This window comes from Pseudarthrobacter sp. NKDBFgelt (genome assembly GCF_046097905.1).
Taxonomy (GTDB): Bacteria; Actinomycetota; Actinomycetes; order Actinomycetales; family Micrococcaceae; genus Arthrobacter; species Arthrobacter polychromogenes.
The window spans coordinates 1-20294 of record NZ_JBJURL010000046.1 but is presented as its reverse complement, the minus strand read 5'-3'; the positions used below and the strand labels follow the sequence as shown (position 1 = coordinate 20294).

Here is a 20294-nt window from a genome sequence, read left to right as displayed (position 1 = left end):
TCCAGATGCGCCGGGATAAAGGCCAAGGAAGTCCGCATATCTGGACAAAAACTCGCGGGTCAGCCCCAGCGCGCGGCAGGCCAGCCGTCCGTCCACTCCAGCTCGGCGAGGCCCAGCCGGAAGGCGCCGTCGAGGTCTTCCGCGTAGTAGTGGAAGGCGAGGGTGCTCCCTGAAACGGACTGCCCGCCTGGCCCCACGCGCCCGCCGTCTGATGCCAGCAGCGGCGTGCCGCCGCCGTCGAGCAGTTCCCTGCCCTCGGCGTCAACGTACGGCCCGGTGATGCTGTCCGCGCGCCCCACGGCAATGTTGTAGGTGCTGTCCAGCCCCTGGCAGCAGAAGTCGCGGGAGAAAAACAGGTAGTACTTCCCGCCGTGCGGCAGGATGTAGGGGGCTTCGATGGCGTTGGGCGGCGCCTTCCGGTCCGCGATGGCCAGCGGTTCAGCGGCGTCCGCGCGCAGGCCGGTGGGCCATTCGAGTTCCACGAGCTGCAGCCCTGTCCAGAACGATCCGAAGGACATCCACGGCGTGCCGTGTTCGTCCTCCGCGATGCCGGGATCGATGGCGTTGAACCGTTCCCCTTTGGAGGAGATGACCTGCCCCCGGTCCACCCACTCGTACTCCGGGTCGGCTGGATCCAGCGTGGTGTTTGTTGCCAGTGCGATCACCGAGAGGTTCTTCCCGAACGTGGACGCAGAGTAGTACAGGTACCAGGTGCCGTCATGCTCGTACAGCTCGGGCGCCCAGAGGTTGTCCACGCCCGGCACCGCTGTGCTGAGCCACGCCGGCTTCTCCTGCCAGACCTCGCCGGCGTATTCCCAATCCACGCCGTCGTCGGAGCGGCGCACCTGGATGTTGCCGTCCGCCACCTGGCCGTTGCCGGTGGAGTAGATGAACCAGGGTTCACCGGCCTCCCCTTTCACGAGCGCGGGGTCATGGGTGAAGAAGTCGCCGGTTAGTTCGGCGGCGCTTGCCTTCGGCGCCGGACCCGCTGCCGGGGCTGCGCAACCGGCCAGGACCAGCACGACGACGGCGGCCAGCACCGCTGCCGGCCGCACTGCCGTTAATCGAACAGCAGTGCGGCCTGCAGCGTCGCCTTGCGCCTGGGCAGGCACGTCAGCCAAGCGCGACGGAGGACCAGGACACGGGCGGCAGCGTCACGGTGAGCGTGCCCTCGTCCAGGACGGCGCCGTCGAGCTGCTTGAGTCCCACCCGGTCCTGGTCCTGGAGGGTGTTCTTGGCGTAGACGTCCTCGTCGTGGAGGGTGACGGCCTCGGTGATCACCGTCGCGTTGAGGTCGGAGACGTTGATGGTCACGTCAATCGCCTCGGTCTGGCTGCGGTTCACCAGGAAGAGGGCAGACTCTCCGGTGGCGGCGTCGGCGGTTGCCACCGCGTCCACCAGCGGCGCCTCGCCGTAAACCGCCGTCGTGTAGGTTCCTGCGTCGATGCGGGGGCGGAGCACCTCCCCCTTGGCGAGCCGTGAAGTGACGGAGAAAGGGAAGAACGTGGTCTGGCGCCAGGTGTCGCCCCCCGGTTCGGTCATGATGGGCGCGATCACGTTCACCAGCTGGGCGAGGGAAGCGGCGGCAACACGGTCGTGGTTTTTCAGGAGCGTCATGAGCAGGTTGCCGAACACCACGGCGTCGGCCACGGAGTAGGTGTCCTCCAGCTGGCGCGGCGCGTGGGTCCATTCCTCGTTGACCTCGTCGGAGGCCTGGTGCTCGTCCAGGTACCAGATGTTCCATTCGTCAAAGGAGAGCTGGATGGTCTTTTTGCTCTTGAGCTTGTGCTTGACGTGGTCAGCGGTGGCCACCACGGTTTCAATGAAGTACTGCATGTCCAGCGAGGACGCCAGGTAGGAGCCGAGGTCGCCGTTGCGCTCCTGGTAGTAGGCATGGCAGGAGATGTAGTCCACGTAGTTATAGCTGTGTTCCAGCACCACGCGCTCCCACTCGCCGAAGGTGGGCATGGCGGATCCGGATGAGCCGCAGACCACCAGCTCCAGGTCCTTGTCCGCCGTCTTCATGGCGGAGGCGGTGCGGGCAGCGAGCTTTCCGTAGTCCTCGGCGGACATGTGGCCGATCTGCCAGGGACCGTCCATCTCGTTGCCCAGGCACCACATGCGGATGTTGTAGGGATCCTTGGCGCCGTTGGCGATGCGCTGCTCGCTGAGCGAGGTGCCGGAGGGGTGGTTGGTGTACTCCAGCAGGTCAAGGGCCGCCTCGATGCCCCGGGTGCCCAGATTCACGGCCATCATCAGTTCGGAGCCGGTGAGCTCGCACCAGCGGGCGAACTCGTCCAGGCCAACCTGGTTGGATTCAAGCGAGTGCCACGCGAGGTCCCGGCGTACGGGACGCTGGTCCCGGGGTCCGACGCCGTCCTCCCAGCGGTAGCCGGAGACGAAGTTGCCGCCGGGGTAGCGGATGGTGCTGGAGCCGAGCTCCTTGACCAGTTCGATGACGTCCAGGCGGAAGCCGTCCTCGTTGGCGGTGGGATGGCCGGGTTCGTAGATGCCGTCATAGACGCAGCGGCCCAGGTGCTCCACGAAGGAGCCGAAGATGCGGCGGTTGACGGGCGCCACGACGGCGGAGCGGTCCACGGTGATGACGGTGGGTGCCACGACAGCCAGGTCGGCCTGTTCAGTGGCGGCGGAAGTGATGGTCACGGTGTGTATTCCTGTTCTATTCAACGTTGTAAAAAAGATGGTGGGTCTGGTGGGGAGTTTTGAGGGGTGGATCTAGGCGTGGGCAGGACCTGCGGCTTCCAGCCCGGCGAGCCTGTGGCCCACCAGCCATCCGGAGATGAGCAGCGGGACCGAGGCGCCGATGAGGGGCACCAGCGCCGTCATTCCGGAGAAGACGACGGCGGCCGCCGCCAGGGTGGCCAGCAGGGAGAGGCTCATGGCGGGTGATACAAGCGGGAGCATCAAGGCAGTCCGCCACGTCCTGGCCACGGAACCCCGGTAGCGGCTGCACAGGCCCACAGCGGTGGCGGCGGCAGCCACCGTGACTCCCGCGGCAGCTGTGGACAGCGCCAGGAGGACGGCGTGTACGGGCGCCGGCATGGCTGTCCCGGCAGGACCCAGCAGTGATGCGAAGTCCAGGACAAGGACGACGCCGGCAATCCAGAAGGCGCTTCCCACCCGGTTGGCGTGCCGGAACTGGAAGCGGTAGGCAGTGATGAAGTCCCGCACCAGGCTGTCCCCGGCCGAACGGTTCCGCAGCCTGCCCAGGACTGTGGTGGTAGCCACCGCGGCAGGAAAGACGCCCAGGACCACCAGCCCGGCCACGGCTCCGGCCACGAAGAGCACGTTGACCAGGACCAGCCGGGTGGAAAAGCGGAGCCAGTCCATCAGCCGACCGGCCCACCCCAGGGGAGCATCAGTCACAGCAGCCCCTCCCGGGTTCCGGACCAGGCCACCCCGCGCTGGTCGATGCCGCTGAAGGAAAGGGCCGGGCTGCTGCGGGACCAGTCCCACGAGCTGAAGACCACGGCGTCTATCTCCGTGCCCGGTTCGCCGCCGGGCCCCGTGGGACGCAGGCGGACAGCCAGTGGATGCCCCAGGAAGTGCGCGGGACGGAGGTCAACGCACTCCACGTCCATCCGGGCGGCCGGCACAACGTCCGTGGATTCGGGGTCGAAGCGCAGGACCTGCCACGTTCCGGCCACTTCGGAAGGAACGGGAACAGCCTCGCTCCGGAGCCCTGCGAACGGCTGGGGTGAGATGGCGGGCCAGCCGCCGGCAGTGAAGAAGAGCCGGCGCAGCTGGACCACATGCTGACTGGAATCCGCTCCAAACCGCACATGGTGGACCATAAAGTGCTCGGCTGCTCCGTCCGGCCCCTTCTGCGTCAGGACTGAGTTGTGGCCGGGCGCCAGCCAGGCCGTGCCGCCGTCGAACTGGTAGCTGCCCAGCACCTTGGTGCCTACTGCAGCTGGCGATGCGTCCAGGTCGGTCATCTCCAGCCCCCGGAAATCTCGGTAGGGCCCGGTGATGTGGTCCGCGACGGCCACCCTCACGTTGTAGGTGCTGAACAGCGAATCATAGGAGGTGAACAGGATGTAACGGCCATCGTGCGGGCTGGGGAGGATGAAGGCGCCTTCCACTGCCCCTTCCACAGACCGTGGGCGCCGCGCAATGACGGAGCCCAGGTCGCCGTCCACCCTGGGCAGTCCGGAGCTGGGGTCCAGGGGCAGGATGTAGATGCCCGAGAAGAAGGATCCGTAGGTCAGCCAGGGGCTGCCGCCGGCGTCGAAGGCAACTGCAGCATCTATGGCGTTTTGGGAATGTTCACCCTCCCGTGTTGCCACCACCAGGCCGCGGTCCTCCCACGGGCCCTTGGGTGATGCAGCGACGGCAAGGCCGATGGCAGAGGTATTGGAGCCGAAGGTCGACGCCGAGTAATACATATGCCATTCCCCGGTGGGCCAGCGGACCACCTCCGGCGCCCACAACCCCTGGGCGCCGGACCAGGCCGCTGCCGCCTCCGGCACTCCGCCCAGTGCGGTTCCGAGGTACGTCCACCGCACTAGGTCGGCGGACGTACGGACATGTACCCCGGAGGGAATATCTTTTGTGTTGGCCACGGCGTCGGTGGAAAACATGTAGTAGGTGCCGTCGTCGTCCCGGACAACGGTGGGGTCATGCGCATGCCGCGCGCCCCAGGAAGACGGCTCCTGGCCGGCGCCCGCGGGGAGCGGAAGCAGCTCCGCCGCGGTATCGGTGTTGGTGTCCACTGCCACGGTTCAGCCCTTGGATCCGGAAAGCGCGATGGATTCGATGATCTGGCGCTGGAACACCACGAAGACAATAAGCACCGGCAGGAGCGCCACGAAGGATGCGGCCATGATCAGCGGGTAATCCGTCTGGATGGCGTACTGCGCATTGAAATTGGCGATGACCAGTTGCAGGGTCTGCGTGCCCGGGGAGTTCAGGTAAATGATCGGCGCCAGGTAATCGTTCCACATGGCCATGAACCAGAGGATGAACTGCGCGGCGAGCGCCGGGCGGATTGCGGGCAGGATGAGCGTCCAGAAGATCTGCAGGTAGGAGGCGCCGTCGATTCGCGCAGCTTCCACGATGGAGTCCGGGATGCTGTTCAGGAACTGGCGCAGGAAGAAGATCATGATGATGTTGCCAAAGAGCCCCGGCACGATCAGCGGCAGCAGCGTGTCCACCCAGCCGATGCTCGCGAAGATGGTGAACTGCGGAATCATCAGGGTGGGAAACGGGATCATAAGCCCGGAAAGGAGCCCCAGGAACAGGACGTTCTTGAAGGGCATCCGCATCTTGGCAAAGGCAAAAGCGGCGAGCGCGGACGTCAGCGAACCCACGATGGTCACCGAGCAGGCCACGATCAGGCTGTTCTGGATGCCGCTCAGCAGCGGGCCCGCGGTCCAGATGCGTGCGTAGTTCTCCCACACGAAGGGGTCCGGAATCCACTGGGGCGGAAGTTCGAAGACGCCGTCCTTCGTCTTGAGAGAGGTGGAGAAGGTCCAGGCGAGCGGGGCGATCATCACGATTGCGCCGACGCTGAGGACCAGGGTGGTGAGGATGTTGCCCAGGCGGAGTGTTTCCTTCGCGGACCGGGAGCCCCTGCCCGCCCGCCCGGGACCGGCTGGCTTTCCGCTCCCGGCACCGCCCGGGATTTCGTGGGCGGGCTCCAGCGGGGGTGTGGTGATGACGTTCTGTGCGGACATGGCTGCCTGCCTCAATCGATCGAAAACTGGTTGCGGCGGTTGAGCCGGAACTGGATGAAGGTGATGACGAAGACCAGCAGCCCCAGGACCACGGACATGGCGGACGCGTACCCCATCTGGAGGTTGTCGAACGCCTTTTGCCAGATGTACCAAACGATGGAGGCGGACTGGAACTCAGGGCCGCCGGTGGGGGTCATGATGTTGATTTCGACGAAGATCTGGGAGCCGCCGATGATGCTGGTGACAATCAGGAAGAAGGTGACCGGCCGGACCATAGGGATGGTGATGTGCCGGAACTGCTGCCAGGCAGTTGCACCGTCCAGTGCTGCGGCCTCGTAAAGGTAGCGGGGCACGGACTGGAGGGCTGCCAGGTACAGCAGCATGGAATATCCCAGGCCTTTCCAGATGGCCATGATGATGAGGGCGGGCTTCACGGTGGCGGTGTCCTGCAGCCAGTTGGGGCCGTCGATGCCCACCAGGGCCAGGCCCTGGTTGATGAGGCCGAAGTCGCCGTTGAAGGCCCACTGCCAGAGGATGGCGACGGCGGCGATGGAGGAGATCACGGGCAGGTAGTACACGGTGCGGAAGAACGTGGTGCCGCGCATCTTCCGGTTCATTGCCAACGCAAGGCTTAAGGAGATGACCAGTCCGATGGGGATGCCGATCATCATGTACAGGGTGTTCCAGAGCGACTGCAGGAAGTAGCGGTCGCCGAACATCTTGGTGTAGTTGTCCAGGCCCTTGAAAACCGGGGCGGAGATGCCGTTCCAGTTGGTGAACGAGGCGTACACCGAGAAGAGGAGCGGGAAGAGCGTAAAGAGGAGGAACCCGATCACCGGTATGGCAACAAAAGCGAGGGCTGCCCGGTGTTCCTTCCGGTGAAGCCGCGAGCGGCGGGTGATGGTTGTTGTCATACCGGTGATCCCCCTAGTTGCCGGCCTGCTGGTTGGCGGCGTCCAGGAATTCCTGCATCCTGGGCTGGGCTTGCTTCAGGTAGTCGGCAGCGGTCTGCTTGCCGTCCAGCACGGGCTGAATGTTGGTGAACAGCTCGTCATACCACTCGGCGTTGAAGGTGTTGCCGCCGGGCAGGGCGCGGCCGTAGTCCTTGACGATCTGCAGGAACTCTTCCTTGTTGGCCGGCTTGGTGCTTGTGTCCGCTGCCCAGGTCTCGGCCATGTCCTTCAGGTTGGGGATCTGGATGCCCGCATCCACCAGGCTTTGCTGGGCTTCCTTGTTGGCAGTGAGGTACTCCACCAGCTTGACTGCCTCTTCGGGGTGCTTGGTGCTTTCGGAGACCGCGACGCCAAGCGTCCCGATCCAGCTGGCCGTCTCGCCGGTGTCGCCTGCAGGGTAGGGGATGACGTCCCACTCGAAGCCCAGCTTCTGGTAGGTAGAGAGGTCCCAGGGGGCGATGGGGAAGAAGCCGATTTCGCCCTTCATCCAGCGCTGGTACGTGTCCAGGGTCTGCGCCTCAGCAACAGAAGGGGTGACACCGTGGACGTTTTGCAGGTCTGCGAACCACTGCAGCGATTCGGCGAATTCGGGGGTGTCCACGGTGACCTTGGTACGGTCCTCGCTGAGCCAGTCCCCACCGTTGGACCAGACGAACGGCTGCAGGTTCCACTGGACGTTCAGGCCTGTTCCCCACTGGTCCAGCGAGCCGTCGCCGTTGGTGTCGGCGGTAAGTTTCTTGGCGGCGGCCACGAACTCGTCAAAGGTGTAGGGCTTGTCCTTGTCCGGAAGCGGAATCCCGGCTTTTTCCAGCATGGTCTTGTTGTAGCCGAAGGAGAACGGACCCACGTCCTTGGGGAGGGCATAGATGGAACCTTCACCCACGCGCTTGCCGTCGTAGCGGTAGCTGTCCACGCCATATTCCCAGATATTATCCAGGTCAATCGTGTCGGAGCCTTCCACGTATTCGGTGATGTCCTTGACGATTCCGTTCTGCACGTATGCCTGCACGTCGCCTGGCCCGATATAAAACACGTCCGGGACCTGCTTGCCGGCAATTGCGGCCTTCAGCTTGGTGGCGTACTGGTCCGCTGTTGTGACGATGATGTCAACGTCAACACCGTTTGCGGCCTCGAACTGTTCAACGGCCTTCTCGTAGGCCTTCTTCTCGTCTTCACCCCCGCGGAACATAAAGGTGAGCTTCTTTTCGCCGCCGGCGTCCCCGCCAGAGGGGGCGGAGCAGCCGCCGAGCATAAGGCCGGCGGCGGTAAAAAGCGCCAGGGTCGCGGCCATGGGACGTGACTTCATCATCACGCAGTCCTTCCGGGTTGGGTGGAGCAATCAAGTTTATTGGGCTGGGCGGTACCGGGACTCCGCGGGCCGCGGTAGCGGACCGGCATCGGAGCAGCTGCTGCTTTGCAACGTTGTAAGAAACCATCACACAAGAGGCGAAGGATCGTCAAGGGCGCTCCGGCAATTACTTTTGCCACCCCCGGCCCGTCCTTGACGTGACCCAGATCGCATGCCATATTCTTCGTTACAACGTTGCAAACATTTGTCTGTTCCCTGGCGGTTGAAATCGCCCCACCTTCCGGAAGGACCACGTGATGATGAAGTCACGTCCATGGATGCTCCGCGCTGCAGGATTGGCTGCAGCCCTGGGCCTCACCCTCACAGCCGCAGCGCTCCCGACGGCGGCCAGTCCCCACATCGCAGCAACGGCCCCGGCCCCGGAGGTTGCCGGGACGGCGTCAGCGCCGGCCGCCAGGAACGACACCAGCCTGGCGGACCTGCCGGGCGGAAAGACCGTGGTTGGCCAAACCTCTCCCATCCACGATCCTGCCCTGATCATCGACGACGACGGCACCTGGTACGTCTACTCCACAGGCCTGGTGAACCGGGAAAACGGCGGCACCATCCAGGCCTGGTCTTCCCATGACCAGGGAACCACGTGGGAGTACAGCGGCACCGTCTGGGACCAAATTCCCGCATGGATTGACGAGCACTTCTCCGACGGCGAGCTCCCCGGCAACCTGTGGGCGCCGGAGATCACCGAACGTGACGGCACCTACTACCTGTACTACTCGGCGTCGCGCTTTGGCGGCAACAAGTCCCTGACAGCCCTCGCCACCAACACCACCCTGGATCCCGGCGACCCGGACTACCAGTGGGTGGACCAGGGCCTGGTGGTTTCCTCCCCCGCCACGGGCCTCGATCCGAACAACCCCGGAAAGACGTTCAACGCGATCGACGCCGGAATCATCGAGGACGCGGACGGCACCCCGTACATGGCCATCGGATCGTTCTGGTACGGGATCTTCCTGGTGCCCATCGAATGGCCCAGCGGCAAGCCGGTGGCTGGCTGGCAGTCAAAAACCGTGAACATTGCGGACCGGTTCATGCCCGGCAACCCCATCGAGGCGCCGTACATCACTAGGCACGGCGGCTACTACTACCTGTTTGTCTCCTTCGACTCCTGCTGCCGCGGCGCCGACTCCACCTACAAGGTGGCCGTGGGGCGTTCCGTCTCCGTCAAGGGCCCCTACCTGGACAAGGACGGCCGCGACATGTTCGGCGGCGGCGGGTCCGTGGTCCTGGATTCGCACGGTGCCGTCACCGGCCCGGGCGGCCAGTCCGTGTTTGGCGATTACCTGGCCTTCCACTACTACGACAGCTCCAACCAGGACATCCCCTACTTCCCCACCCTGGGCCTACAGAAAATCGAGTGGGTGGACGGCTGGCCCGCCTTCGACCAGACAGTGGAACTGCCGCAGGTTTCCACGCAGCCAAAGGCCAGGGCCGCGGGCGGCACAGCCAGTGTGGCCGCTACGGCCACCGGCACCCCGGGCCCGATGGCAGTGTGGGAAACCTCGTCCGACGGCGGTGCAAACTGGGAGAAGGCAGGCCGCCAGCCCGTGACGAAACGGACGGACGAGGGCACCTACACCTCAAGGCTTGAGCTGCCCGCCGCGGCGCCCGGCCAGCCGGCGGTCCTGGTGCGGGCGGTGTTCCAGAACGCGCATGGCAAGGCAGTCACTGACGCCGTCGTCCTGCCCGCCGCCAACTACGGCAGCATCGGCAAGGGACAGCCCAACCCGTAACCACGGCAGCCCCGGGCCCCGGCACCCGGGCCCTCGCCCGCAAAAGTGGGTCAGAGCTCGGGTGCGTGCTCTTCGGGCAGGGCGCCCTCGTCCTCCGGGTGCCTCTTGAGGTTGACCAGCGCCAGCGCCAGCCCGCCCCAGACAGTGAGGATCGCAATGATCATCATGGTGATGGCGATGGGTGTCATGGTGCCGTCTCCTGTGCATCCTCTTTGACCACGTCGTCGTATTCGGGGTCATGGTGGGCTTTGGAGCTGCGGCTCCAGGGAATGGCCGTCAGAATGAGGGCCAGGACCACCAGCGCGCCGGCCATGCCCCAGCCAAACAGGCCCACGAACCACTCGGGGTACCCCTCGTAGGTGGTGGTGATCTTGCTGATGAATTCGTTGGCCACCATGTAGATCAGGGCGAGGGGCACCACGCCGGCCACCAGCACTATCCACGCCCGCCCCATCTTGATGGTTGAGACACGGTTCAGGTGGGCCGAGAGCAGCGGCAGCTTGCGCAGGAACCACGCGAGCACCACCACGGTGACCAGCGCGCCCAGGGTGATCCCGAAGCTGTTGACAAAAGCATCCGAGGTGTCCAGCAGGTAAAGGCCCGTAGCAGTGGGGAACAGGCCCAGGGAGACAACTGCCACCAACACGCTGACCCCCACTGAAGCCTTGACCCGGCCCCAGCCCAGCTTGTCCTGCACGGCGGCCACGATCACCTCCAGCACGGAAATCAGGGAGGTGATCCCCGCAAACACCAGCGATCCGAAGAAGAGCACGCCCATGAGCCCGCCGAAGGGTGCCTGGGACACGATGGTGGGGAATGCGACGAAGGCAAGGCCGATGCCCTGGGTGACGACGTCGTTGACGCCTGTGCCTGCTGCCTGCGCCATGAACCCAAGAGCCGCGAAAACACCGATGCCGGCGAGGATTTCGAATCCGGAGTTGGAAAAGGCAACCACCATGCCGGAACCGGTGAGGTCCGTCCGGCGCTTGAGGTAGGACGAATACGTGACCATGATGCCGTAGCCCACGGACAGCGAGAAGAAGATGTGTCCGTAGGCTGCAGCCCACACAGAGGGGTCTGCGAGTGCGGCCCAGTCCGGCGTGAAGAACGCGGTCAGGCCTTCCGCTGCGCCGGGAAGGAAGAGCGACTGGACTACCAGGAGAAGGAACATCACCATCAGCAAGGGCAGGAGGATGGAGTTGGCGCGGGAGATGCCCTTGCGGATTCCTGCCACCATGATGATGATGACCGCCACCCAGATCAGCAGGAGCGGGAAGAAGACGGACGGCACGTAGGTGAAGCCGATGCCCGGGGCCTCCGCGACGGCCAGGAAGTTCCCGAAGAAGTAGCCCTCGGCGTCGTCACCCCACGCCTCCGTGAAGGAAAAGATGGTGTACATCAGCGACCAGGCGATGATCACTGCGTAGTAGGCCGCGATGACGAAGCACACCAGCACCTGCCACCATCCCAGCGGCTCAGCCGCCCGGTGGAGCCGGCGGTAGGCCAGCGGCGCCGAGCCGCGGAACTTATGGCCCACGGCGTAGTCGAGGAACAGCAGCGGGATGCCGGCTGTCAGCAATGCCACCAGGTAGGGAATCAGGAAGGCGCCGCCGCCATTGTCATAGGCGATATAGGGAAAGCGCCAGATATTGCCCAGGCCGACCGCCGAGCCGATCGCCGAGAGGATAAAGAGCCGGCGCGAGGAGAACGTTTCACGCTTCGCCGGCGCGGCCTGGCCCTGCGATGGTGAGCCGCTCATGCCTCCACACCTCCGGCCCCAGCTGGGCCCGGCACGGTGCCGGCGGGTCCGCAAAAGCATTCTGGCCGTTTCATGAGGGCTCCCTCTCAGGTCACGTCGGAGAAACGCAGGCTACTCGGGGACTTTACTGCCCGTCGAGGCTGCGCGAAAGCCCTTCTGCTCCGGATGCCCCACACCCCGCCCGGATGACCCGCGACCGTCTCCGCCGGGAGTAGGGTTCCATCATGGACATCATCCTGGTTCCCGGTTTCTGGTTGGATGCTTCCTCGTGGGAGGAGGTGGCGCCGGCGCTTGAGGCCGCGGGCCACCGGACGCACCCGCTCACGCTTCCCGGGATGCAATCCGTCGACGCAAACCGCTCCGGTATCGGCCTGCGGGACCACATCGACGCCGTGGTTGCCGCCATTGATGCCCTGGACAACACGGTGGTGCTGGTGGGCCATTCCGGCGGCGGCGCCATCATCCACGGCGCCTTGGATTCCCGCCCCGACCGGGTGGAGCGGGCGGTCTACGTGGACAGCGGACCGCTGGGTGAAGGCGGCGTGATCAACGATGAACTGCCGGCCGACGGCGACGACGTTCCGCTGCCGCCGTGGGAAGCGTTCGAGGACGCCGACCTGGTGGACCTCGACGACGGCCTCCGCGAGGCTTTCCGGGCACGGGCCATTCCGCAGCCCAAGGGCGTTGCCTACGACCAGCAGCATCTGCATGATGACCGGCGCTACGACGTGCCCGCCACCGTCATTGCGTGCGAGTTCCCGTCGTCGCTGCTGCAGGAGTGGATCCAGGCGGGCCATCCCTTTGTGGCGGAGCTTTCCAGCATGCGGGACGTGGAGTACGTGGACCTGCCCACCGGCCACTGGCCCCAGTTCACCAAGCCAGCGGAACTGGCCAGGGCCATCCTGGCTGCGGTTGAGCAGACAGCCGCCAGGTAGCCGTAGCTTAATTTTTCCCGATCCCTTGCCTGCGGGCATCCTCGAATCCATAATAAATGAATGTCATTCATTTATTCCTCCCCGCAACCCTCTCCGGGTGCCGTTGCCACCGACGACGCGGCCACCCACATGCCTGCCGAATGGGAACTCCACCACCGCACCTGGATGGCCTTTCCGCCGCCCAACGAAACCTTTGGCCCCCTGGGAAGCCCTTCGCTGGACCGCTCCCGTGCCGCCTGGTCCACAGTTGCCCGCACCATTGCCCGCCACGAGCCCGTGACCGTCGTGGCAGACCCCCGTGACGCCACCGCCGCACGGGGATGGCTTGGCGGGGGCATCACCGTGGCTGAAGTTCCGCTCGACGACGCGTGGATCCGGGACAGCGGACCCACCTTCGTCCACCGTCCGGATGGCTCGCTGGCCGCCGTCGACTGGGTCTTCAACGGGTGGGGCGCGCAAGGGTGGGCCGCCTGGGACAAGGACGCAGACGTGGCCCGCGCGGTGGCCGGGAAGGCCGGAGTTCCAGCCACGTCCAGTCCGCTGGTCAATGAGGGCGGCGGATTCCATGTGGACGGCGAGGGAACGGTGCTGCTGACGGAGACGGTCCAGCTGGATCCGGCACGCAACCCCGGAGCCACCAAAGAATCTGTCGAGGCCGAAATCCACGCAGCCCTGGGCACCAGCAAGGCCATCTGGCTCCCGCGTGGCCTCACCCGCGACTACGGCGAGTTTGGCACGCGCGGCCACGTGGACATCGTGGCGGCCTTCGCCGGCCCCGGAACCGTCCTCCTCCACCGCCAGGACAACCCAGCCCACCCGGATTATGAGGTGTACCGGGAGCTTTCCGCGGTCCTCGCCGGAGAAGTGGATGCCAAGGGCCGCCCGCTGCGCGTCATCGATGTTCCCGCCCCCACCGTCCTCGAGGACGGCGAAGGGTTTGTGGACTGGTCCTACATCAACCACTACGTGGCGAACAGCGCAGTGGTCCTGTGCGCTTTCGATGACCCCAATGACATCATCGCCGCCGGCATCCTGGAACAGGCCTACCCCGGCCGGACTGTGGAGCTGGTGGATGCCCGCGACGTCTTCGCCTTCGGCGGCGGCATCCACTGCATCACGCAGCAGCAGCCGGCGCCGGCAACCCAAAGAGGCTCGGAATGAAGCCCGCCCCAACAGCCGGCGCGCCGGGCACCCAGGCCAGCTTCGACGTCGTCGAGGCGTCCATCAGCGAACTCCGTATGGCGCTGGAGGCGGGAGAGGTCACCAGCGGCGACCTGGTGCACCGCTACCTCCAGCGGATTGAGAAGTATGACTTTTCCGGCATACACCTGAACGCACTGGTGGTGATGAACCCGGACGCCCTGGCCGAAGCGAGGGCGTCTGACGAGCGCCGGGCCCGGGGGGCCACCCTCGGACCGCTCGACGGCATCCCCTATACAGCCAAGGACAGTTATAAGGTGCGCGGCCTGACCGTCGCCGCCGGATCGCCGGCCTTCAAGGACCTGGTGGCACAGGAGGACGCGTTCACCATCGAGCGGCTGCGTGCCGGCGGGGCCGTCCTTATTGGACTAACCAATATGCCACCGATGGCCAATGGAGGTATGCAGCGCGGCGTATATGGCCGTGCCGAAAGCCCATACAACGCCGGTTACCTCACCGCGGCCTTTGCCTCGGGATCCTCGAATGGTTCCGGAACTGCCACCGCCGCCAGCTTCGCCGCGTTCGGGCTTGCGGAGGAAACCTGGTCATCCGGGCGGGCCCCGGCGTCGAACAACGCGCTCTGCGCCTACACCCCGTCCCGGGGCGTGATCTCTGTCCGCGGCAACTGGCCGCTGGTGCCCACCATGGACGTGGTGGTGCCGCATGCCCGCACCATGGCGGACCTCCTGGAGGTCCTGGATGTTGTGGTGGCTGATGATGCCGAAACCCGGGGCGACTTCTGGCGGATGCAGCCATGGGTCGGGCTGCCCAAAGCATCCGAGGTGCGCCCTGGTTCCTACGTGGAGCTGGCGGCACCGGACCGGGCTGCGGCTGAAAGCGTCCTGGCCGGCAAACGCTTTGGGGTCCCGCGGATGTACATCAACGCGGACCCTGAAGCCGGCACAGCCCCTACCCCGGGGATTGGCGGGCCTACAGGCCAGCGGATCAAGACCAGGGCTTCGATCATCGAGCTCTGGGAGGCTGCGCGGCGCGACCTCGAGGCCGCGGGAGCCCACGTCATTGAGGTGGACTTCCCCGTGGTGTCCAACTACGAAGGCGACCGCCCCGGAGCGCCCAACATCTCGACCAGGGGCCTGGTGTCCCCCGAGTACCTTCGCAAGGAAATCGTTGACCTCTCCGCCTGGGCCTGGAACGACTTCCTGGACGCCAACGGGGACCCGGATCTCTGCCGGCTGGCCGACGTTAACGGCGCGGCAATCTTCCCCGCCCCGGACGGCTCACTCCCGGACCGGTACCACGGGTTCGACGACGACATCAGCGACTACCCCGCGTGGATACGGGAGAACGGCGTGCCCGAACTGGCCGCGATACCGCACCTGGCCGAGGGACTGCGCGGGCTGGAGGAAACACGCCGGGTTGACCTGGAGCAGTGGATGGACGGCCTGCGCCTCGACGCCGTGGTGTTCCCGGCAGCTGCCGACATCGGCCCCGCCGACGCGGACCGCAACGGGCGCTCGGCTGACCTGGCGTGGCGCAACGGCGTCTGGGTGTCCAACGGAAACCTGGTTCCCAGGCATCTTGGCATCCCTACGGTGACGGTACCCATGGGACTTGCAGCGGACATCGCCATGCCCGTGGGCCTGACCTTCGCCGGCAGGGCATACAGCGACACCGCCCTGCTGCGGGTCGCGGCCGCGTTTGAAGCCACCGGCAGGCGCAGGGTCCCACCGCCGCGCACCGGCCCACAGTGCGGCGGGAGCTAATCCAGGTTGCGGGAGAACCGGTAGAACCGCACGCCATGGGCGGGGGGATCCACCGCCAGGGCCGGGGCACCGTAAAGCTCGGTGAGCCCGGCCCAGGTGCCGCTCCACGCCTCCCGGGCTGTCCAGCTCCCCGGACCCGGGAGGCCAAGGTCAGCGAGCGGCAGTGTCCGGGCCACGGCGGCCGTCCCGGTGTTGAAGACCGCCACGAACCTGTCCTCCGACGTCGTACTTTCCGCCGCCCACAGCACGAGGTGCCCGTCCCGCAGCAGTTCGCGGTTGTTGCGGCTCGCCGTGAGTACGTCAAGGACGTCCCGGTTGGTCAGCAGTCCGAGGGTTTCCGGGGGTGAGGAGGGAAGGTCGCAGCCGAGCATGAGCGGGGAACGGGCGATGCACCAGAGGGACAGCATGGTCCGTTGTTCGTCGGGCGTCAGGCGCGTGAGCCGCGCATTTCCCCGCTCGGCACGCAGCGCGATCCGTCCCACCGGGAGCATGTCCGCGTCCGCCCAGCTTCCGGGCCCCTGGTGGGGAGCCCACCGTGCCATCCGGCCAAACTGGGCCTCGACGTCCTCCCAGCTGTCCCAGAGATCGTCCGAAACCCGCCACATGTCTGCGTTCGTGCGCAGGTGGTCGAGGTGTGCCAGGGACAGGGCCCTGCCCGGCGACAGGCTGAGGACCATGTCCCTGCCGCTGCGGTCTATCGCGCGGCGGTAGGCCGCGATCTCCCCGGCGAAGTAGGGGCCCAGCATGTCATCGGCTTTGATGAAGTCCACGCCCCAGGAAGCGAAGAGCCGCAGCTGGGAATCGTAGTAGGCCTGGGCGCCGGGGTGGCTGTGGTCCAGGCCGTAATTGTCCGTGTTCCAGGCGCAGACGGAGGACGTGTCAGCCACCTGGTTTGCGGTGGCGTCCGTCCCTTCAACGGGGAGGGCATCCCGGACCGCCTGGCGGGGGATGCCGCGCATAATGTGAAGGCCGAAGTTGAGGCCCAGGCCGTGGATCCGGTCGGCGAGCGGTTTGAACCCGAGCCCGCCGGCGGCTGACGGGAACCTGTTGGTCGCCGGAAGCTGCCGGCCGTACCCGTCCAGTTCCAGTTCTGCGCCGTTGTTGTAGCCTCCGGCCCGGGCCGCGGGTTCGTACCACTGGATATCCACCACCACGGTGTCCCACCCGAAAGGCAGCAGATGCCCGGCCATGAAGGAGGCATTGGCCATGACCTCGTCCTCGGTCACGGAGGTGCCGTAACAGTCCCAGCTGTTCCATCCCATCGGAGGGGTGCGCGCACGTGTCATCCGGCAAATTTACAACGATAGAAAAACAAGCGCCAGTGTGTTGCAGCGCGCCGTGGCCCGCCGCGGGCGGCAGCGTGAACGCGCCTTGACAGTGGGATTGTTAGCGCTGACAGTTGAGGGAGCCAATTGCACCTCCAACCGGAAAGCCGACTCGATGAAGAACTGGGCAGGGAACCTTGAATACGCCTCCGCGGAGGTCCGGCGGCCAGCCTCGGTGGACGAACTTGCCGGAATCGTGGCCGGTGCCGGGCGGGTCAAGGCCCTGGGATCGCGGCACTCGTTCAACCGGGTGGGCGACACGGACGGCGTGCATGTTCTCCTGGATGCGCTGCCCCAGCGGATCGAACTCTCCCCGGACCATACAACGGTGCGGGTCAGCGGCGGCGTCAGCTACGGGGAACTGTGCCGCGCCCTGGAGCAGTCCGGCGCCGCCATTCACAATCTCGCGTCACTCCCGCACATCTCCGTGGCGGGCGCAGTCCAGACCGGAACGCACGGCTCAGGCGTCAACAACCAGTCCCTGGCCGGAGCAGTCCAGTCCATCGACCTGGTGCGGCCCTCCGGCGAACAGGTTTCCCTCACCCGTGCCGATGGCGACGAATTCCGGGCCAGCGTGGTGGGGCTCGGGGCCCTGGGGATTGTGACCGGCCTGGAACTCGCCGTCCAGCCGAGCTTCCGGATGCGCCAGCGCGTTTTGGAGAACCTGCCGTGGGACCAGGCACTGGGCAGCTTCCGCGAACTCGTGTCCAGCGCCTACAGCGTCAGCCTTTTCACGGACTATGCCGGGGGTTCCATCAGCCAGGTCTGGCTCAAGGCGCTGGACTCGGAGCCGCCCCTGGACGGGCTGTTCGGTGCCACTGCGGCCGTGAGCCCGCGGCACCCGCTGCCGGACATGTCCGCGGAAAATTGCACCGTGCAGTTGGACGAACCCGGCCAGTGGCTGGACCGCCTTCCCCACTTCCGCCACGAGTTCACGCCGAGCAACGGTGAGGAGCTGCAGAGCGAGTTCATCCTTCCGCTGGAGCATGCCCCGGCCGCCATTGAGGCAGTCCGCGGACTCGCGGACAAGCTCGCGCCACTGCTGTTTGTCTCGGAGATCCGGACCGGTGCCGCGGACGAGTTCTGGCTCAGCCCTTTTTACCGGCAGCAGAGCGTTGCCCTGCACTTCACGTGGAGGCCGCTGCAGCCCGAAGTGGAGGCGGTCCTGCCGGAACTCGAGTATCTGCTGAGGCCCTTCGGCGCCCGTCCGCACTGGGGCAAGCTCTTCTCCCCGGCAGAGCACGACTGGGAATCGCTGTACCCGCGCTTCGCCGACTTCCGTTCACTGGCATCGGCGCACGATCCGGATGGCAAATTCCGGAACGGGCTGCTGGACAGCATCCTGGGGGTGCCGGCGGCCAGCGCGCGGTAGCACTTCATGCGCACCCGATAGGCTGGGCGCATGAACCGCCGCCTCGCAGTCCTGACCGCCGCACCCCTGCTCCTGCTCCTTTCCGGCTGTGGTGCCGTTGAGGAGGCCGCAGGCAATGCCGTCAGCGACGCCGCCTCGAAGGTGGCAACGGCCGGCGCCGCCGAAGTGAACCGCCAGATCTGCGCCGTGGTCCAGGACGGGCTGGTGAGCGTCGAGGACAAGCAGCTGCTGGCGGGGCTCGTCTCTGCAGCATCCACTGCCGGGGTCCCGGCTGAAATTACGACGCCGTTGGGCCAGATTGCGGAAGCCGGAGACGAGGTGCCGGCAGAGTCCGTCCAGGCACTTAAGGATGCCTGCTCGGCCTAGACGCCCGGCGTGGACCGGCGGACTACCGCATCAGCGCGCTTCAGCGCCGACTTCAGCGGCCGTGCCAGCGCGCCTTAGTGACCAGCCTGGTCCATGCCGCGAAGGCCTGTTCCGCGCGTCCCCTGGGGGCGCCTCCCGGTGCGGTGCTCAGGCGGAGCGAACGGGACCACCTCTTGGTTCCGGCTTGCCGGCAGCGCGTTCACGAACTTTGCGAGCTCCTCGCTAAGGACCTTCCAGCCGATGTTCGGATCATCAGGGTAGGCATTGGTTTCTTCCCGGCGGGCAGCCTCAAGGATGGCTTCCCCTGATTCGGTAAGTTCCACCTTGAACTGCCTGCGATCGGTGGACTGGCGCGTCCTGGTGATGTGGCCGGCGCCCTCCAGCCGGAGCAGGACCCGCCCCAACGTTTGGCTCTGGACCCGTATTGCTTCGGCGAGCTGTTCCTGGTTCAAGGGCCCGTCGGCCAGGCCTTCAAGGGCTATCACAGCCGCCCGGGTGAGGCCCAAGTGCGCCAGGGCGTCGTCCTGGCGCCGTTGAACCAGCCTGGCCGCCACAGAAATAAGGCGGTAGCTGGTGCGGGCATCTGGATCGAGATTGCTGGTCATCGGGCCGTGGCCTTCCTGTGGGTGGCGAAGTGCAGGGTGTGATCACCTCTTGTTGCGTCGCTACGTTCTCTACAATAAGCATGCTTAGCATCCAATTCGCAAGTAGGCTTACTATCCGCCGGGCCTAGAGCCCCTCCCGAAGGCCTTTATTAGGCGACCCTCTTGCGCTTCAAAAGGAAAGTGTGCTTAGTATCTAATTAGTAATCATGCTTACTACTAGCCAGCGTTGCTGGTTCTTGATCGCCAGCTGACCCTTCAGGAAAGAGAGCCCGATGACAGAGAACCAATGGCCCCAGACCCCCGGCACTGCAACCACCGATCCCTATGGTGTGACCGCAGCAGGTGCCGAAGAGAACTTTGGCACCACCCCCGTTGAGGGTTCTGCCGGAACCTCCAAGAGCCAGGCGGCAAAGGAAGAGGCATCGAACGTTGCTGGCCAGGCCGCGGCGTCAGCCCAGAACGTTGCGCAGACTGCCAAAGACGAAGCCGCGAATGTGGCGTCCGAGGCGAAGTCCAGTGCGCAGGATCTTCTGCACCAGGCGAAGTCGGGCCTGACAAGCCAGGCTGGGACCCAGCAGCAGAAGGCGGCCGAGGGCATTCGCACCATTTCCGGCCAGCTGCACAGCATGGCCGACGCGCCGGACCAGCAGGGCATGGCCAGCGACCTGATCCGCCAGGCCGCCGGCACTACCGACACCGTGGCCTCCTGGCTGGAGAACAAGCAGCCGGGCGACATTCTCGGCGAAGTCCAGCGGTTCGCCCGCAACAACCCCGGCACCTTCCTGCTGCTTGCAGCCGGAGCCGGCGTCCTTGCCGGCCGGCTCACACGCGGCCTGACCGCAGGCGCACCGGAGTCCCACGGCGCAGCGAATGGGTCACCGTCGCAGCGGTCCGTGCAGAACCAGCCGGTTGCACCCCTCCATCAGGAGACCGTGTACGCAGCCGGAAATGACGACCTCTACAGCGAGCCTGTTGTAGGCGCCGGCGCTCCGGTATCCACCACTTCCCTGCCCTCCGGCACTGCTGAAGAGACTCCCCTCCGGTTCGAGGATGACCCCTACCGGGACGAGGACGGCTCCTACCGCAGCACTGACGGCGGTTACCGCTCTTCGGAAGGACGCCAGCTGTGAGTAGTTCCATTCCTGAACCTGCTCCGAGTGCGGCGCACCAGAAGGCGGATAACGCCTCGCTGGGTGAGCTGCTCGGGGATGTGACCCGTGACCTGTCCACGCTGATGCGCCAGGAAGTCGAGCTGGC

At 65.8% G+C, this 20294-nt stretch carries 18 protein-coding genes and 1 pseudogene; 8 read left to right on the top strand and 11 right to left on the bottom strand.

Annotation, left to right across the window (positions count from 1 at the left end; translation table 11 throughout):
* Window positions 1-59: 59 nt before the first annotated feature.
* The 7 genes from ACKAE7_RS13255 to ACKAE7_RS13225 all read right to left on the bottom strand — a co-directional run bounded on the left by ACKAE7_RS13255 (window position 60) and on the right by ACKAE7_RS13225 (window position 7961).
* Entirely contained in the window at window positions 60-1055 is a 996-nt protein-coding gene (locus ACKAE7_RS13255; protein ID WP_408979423.1) for an arabinan endo-1,5-alpha-L-arabinosidase, read from the bottom strand.
* A 58-nt stretch (window positions 1056-1113) separates the two neighbouring features.
* Entirely contained in the window at window positions 1114-2664 is a 1551-nt protein-coding gene (locus ACKAE7_RS13250; protein WP_408979422.1) for an alpha-N-arabinofuranosidase, read from the bottom strand.
* A gap of 72 nt (window positions 2665-2736) precedes the next feature.
* Entirely contained in the window at window positions 2737-3387 is a 651-nt protein-coding gene (locus tag ACKAE7_RS13245; protein ID WP_408979421.1) for a YesL family protein, read from the bottom strand.
* Window positions 3384-4742: an arabinan endo-1,5-alpha-L-arabinosidase gene (locus ACKAE7_RS13240; RefSeq protein ID WP_408979420.1), complete on the bottom strand. Its 1359-nt coding sequence runs from the start codon at window positions 4740-4742 to the stop codon at window positions 3384-3386. The genes ACKAE7_RS13245 and ACKAE7_RS13240 overlap by 4 nt, the downstream gene beginning before the upstream one ends.
* A 3-nt stretch (window positions 4743-4745) precedes the next feature.
* Window positions 4746-5699 (bottom strand): carbohydrate ABC transporter permease, encoded by a 954-nt coding sequence (locus tag ACKAE7_RS13235; RefSeq protein WP_188810574.1) that lies wholly within the window; start codon window positions 5697-5699, stop codon window positions 4746-4748.
* A gap of 11 nt (window positions 5700-5710) precedes the next feature.
* A complete protein-coding gene (locus tag ACKAE7_RS13230; protein WP_408979419.1) occupies window positions 5711-6613 on the bottom strand; it encodes a carbohydrate ABC transporter permease in 903 nt (300 codons plus the stop codon).
* A gap of 13 nt (window positions 6614-6626) precedes the next feature.
* Window positions 6627-7961, bottom strand: coding sequence for an ABC transporter substrate-binding protein (locus ACKAE7_RS13225; RefSeq protein ID WP_408979418.1), 1335 nt, complete (start codon window positions 7959-7961; stop codon window positions 6627-6629).
* Window positions 7962-8257: 296 nt separating this feature from the next.
* Here ACKAE7_RS13225 and ACKAE7_RS13220 point away from each other — a divergent pair, with 296 nt between their 5' ends.
* Window positions 8258-9751, top strand: a complete 1494-nt coding sequence (locus ACKAE7_RS13220) for an arabinan endo-1,5-alpha-L-arabinosidase (RefSeq protein ID WP_408979417.1) — start codon at window positions 8258-8260, stop codon at window positions 9749-9751.
* Between the two features lie 50 nt (window positions 9752-9801).
* Here ACKAE7_RS13220 and ACKAE7_RS13215 read toward each other — a convergent pair whose 3' ends face one another.
* Window positions 9802-9939 carry a methionine/alanine import family NSS transporter small subunit gene (locus tag ACKAE7_RS13215; protein ID WP_013599219.1) on the bottom strand — a complete coding sequence of 46 codons (138 nt, stop codon included), beginning with the start codon at window positions 9937-9939 and terminating at the stop codon, window positions 9802-9804.
* Entirely contained in the window at window positions 9936-11510 is a 1575-nt protein-coding gene (locus ACKAE7_RS13210; RefSeq protein WP_408979416.1) for a sodium-dependent transporter, read from the bottom strand. The genes ACKAE7_RS13215 and ACKAE7_RS13210 overlap by 4 nt, the downstream gene beginning before the upstream one ends.
* Window positions 11511-11734: 224 nt before the next feature.
* Between ACKAE7_RS13210 and ACKAE7_RS13205 the strand changes: the two genes are divergently transcribed.
* The 3 genes from ACKAE7_RS13205 to ACKAE7_RS13195 are packed head-to-tail and all read left to right on the top strand — an operon-like array spanning window position 11735 to window position 15369.
* Window positions 11735-12445, top strand: a complete 711-nt coding sequence (locus ACKAE7_RS13205) for an alpha/beta fold hydrolase (RefSeq protein ID WP_408979415.1) — start codon at window positions 11735-11737, stop codon at window positions 12443-12445.
* A 60-nt stretch (window positions 12446-12505) separates the two neighbouring features.
* Complete coding sequence (locus tag ACKAE7_RS13200) at window positions 12506-13606, top strand: agmatine/peptidylarginine deiminase (protein WP_408979414.1); 1101 nt, start codon at window positions 12506-12508, stop codon at window positions 13604-13606.
* The gene (locus ACKAE7_RS13195) at window positions 13603-15369 is read left to right on the top strand and encodes an amidase (protein WP_408979413.1); all 1767 of its coding nucleotides are present in this window, start codon (window positions 13603-13605) and stop codon (window positions 15367-15369) included. The genes ACKAE7_RS13200 and ACKAE7_RS13195 overlap by 4 nt, the downstream gene beginning before the upstream one ends.
* Here ACKAE7_RS13195 and ACKAE7_RS13190 read toward each other — a convergent pair.
* The gene (locus ACKAE7_RS13190; protein ID WP_408979412.1) at window positions 15366-16655 is read right to left on the bottom strand and encodes a glycoside hydrolase family 27 protein; all 1290 of its coding nucleotides are present in this window, start codon (window positions 16653-16655) and stop codon (window positions 15366-15368) included. The genes ACKAE7_RS13195 and ACKAE7_RS13190 overlap by 4 nt on opposite strands.
* 154 nt (window positions 16656-16809) lie before the next feature.
* On the opposite strand from ACKAE7_RS13190, the gene ACKAE7_RS13185 reads away from it, so the two are divergent.
* Both ACKAE7_RS13185 and ACKAE7_RS13180 read left to right on the top strand, forming a co-directional pair.
* Window positions 16810-18066 (top strand): D-arabinono-1,4-lactone oxidase, encoded by a 1257-nt coding sequence (locus ACKAE7_RS13185; RefSeq protein WP_408979411.1) that lies wholly within the window; start codon window positions 16810-16812, stop codon window positions 18064-18066.
* A 30-nt stretch (window positions 18067-18096) separates the two neighbouring features.
* Window positions 18097-18432 (top strand): hypothetical protein, encoded by a 336-nt coding sequence (locus ACKAE7_RS13180; RefSeq protein WP_408979410.1) that lies wholly within the window; start codon window positions 18097-18099, stop codon window positions 18430-18432.
* Window positions 18433-18506: 74 nt separating this feature from the next.
* Here the strand turns inward: ACKAE7_RS13180 and ACKAE7_RS13175 are convergent, their stop codons facing one another.
* Entirely contained in the window at window positions 18507-19037 is a 531-nt protein-coding gene (locus ACKAE7_RS13175; protein WP_188728500.1) for a MarR family winged helix-turn-helix transcriptional regulator, read from the bottom strand.
* Between the two features lie 272 nt (window positions 19038-19309).
* On the opposite strand from ACKAE7_RS13175, the gene ACKAE7_RS13170 reads away from it, so the two are divergent.
* A complete protein-coding gene (locus ACKAE7_RS13170; protein ID WP_408979409.1) occupies window positions 19310-20167 on the top strand; it encodes a hypothetical protein in 858 nt (285 codons plus the stop codon).
* Window positions 20164-20294, top strand: a pseudogene (locus tag ACKAE7_RS13165) (phage holin family protein); the annotation flags it as partial. The gene ACKAE7_RS13170 and the pseudogene ACKAE7_RS13165, both read left to right, overlap by 4 nt.

Coding starts and splice junctions, on each gene's coding strand:
- ACKAE7_RS13235 (WP_188810574.1), bottom strand. CDS start 5,699: ATGTCCGCACAGAACGTCATCACCACACCCCCGCTGGAGCCCGCCCAC.
- ACKAE7_RS13230 (WP_408979419.1), bottom strand. CDS start 6,613: ATGACAACAACCATCACCCGCCGCTCGCGGCTTCACCGGAAGGAACAC.
- ACKAE7_RS13225 (WP_408979418.1), bottom strand. CDS start 7,961: ATGATGAAGTCACGTCCCATGGCCGCGACCCTGGCGCTTTTTACCGCC.
- ACKAE7_RS13220 (WP_408979417.1), top strand. CDS start 8,258: ATGATGAAGTCACGTCCATGGATGCTCCGCGCTGCAGGATTGGCTGCA.
- ACKAE7_RS13215 (WP_013599219.1), bottom strand. CDS start 9,939: ATGACACCCATCGCCATCACCATGATGATCATTGCGATCCTCACTGTC.
- ACKAE7_RS13210 (WP_408979416.1), bottom strand. CDS start 11,510: ATGAGCGGCTCACCATCGCAGGGCCAGGCCGCGCCGGCGAAGCGTGAA.
- ACKAE7_RS13205 (WP_408979415.1), top strand. CDS start 11,735: ATGGACATCATCCTGGTTCCCGGTTTCTGGTTGGATGCTTCCTCGTGG.
- ACKAE7_RS13200 (WP_408979414.1), top strand. CDS start 12,506: ATGTCATTCATTTATTCCTCCCCGCAACCCTCTCCGGGTGCCGTTGCC.
- ACKAE7_RS13195 (WP_408979413.1), top strand. CDS start 13,603: ATGAAGCCCGCCCCAACAGCCGGCGCGCCGGGCACCCAGGCCAGCTTC.
- ACKAE7_RS13190 (WP_408979412.1), bottom strand. CDS start 16,655: ATGACACGTGCGCGCACCCCTCCGATGGGATGGAACAGCTGGGACTGT.
- ACKAE7_RS13185 (WP_408979411.1), top strand. CDS start 16,810: ATGAAGAACTGGGCAGGGAACCTTGAATACGCCTCCGCGGAGGTCCGG.
- ACKAE7_RS13180 (WP_408979410.1), top strand. CDS start 18,097: ATGAACCGCCGCCTCGCAGTCCTGACCGCCGCACCCCTGCTCCTGCTC.
- ACKAE7_RS13175 (WP_188728500.1), bottom strand. CDS start 19,037: ATGACCAGCAATCTCGATCCAGATGCCCGCACCAGCTACCGCCTTATT.
- ACKAE7_RS13170 (WP_408979409.1), top strand. CDS start 19,310: ATGACAGAGAACCAATGGCCCCAGACCCCCGGCACTGCAACCACCGAT.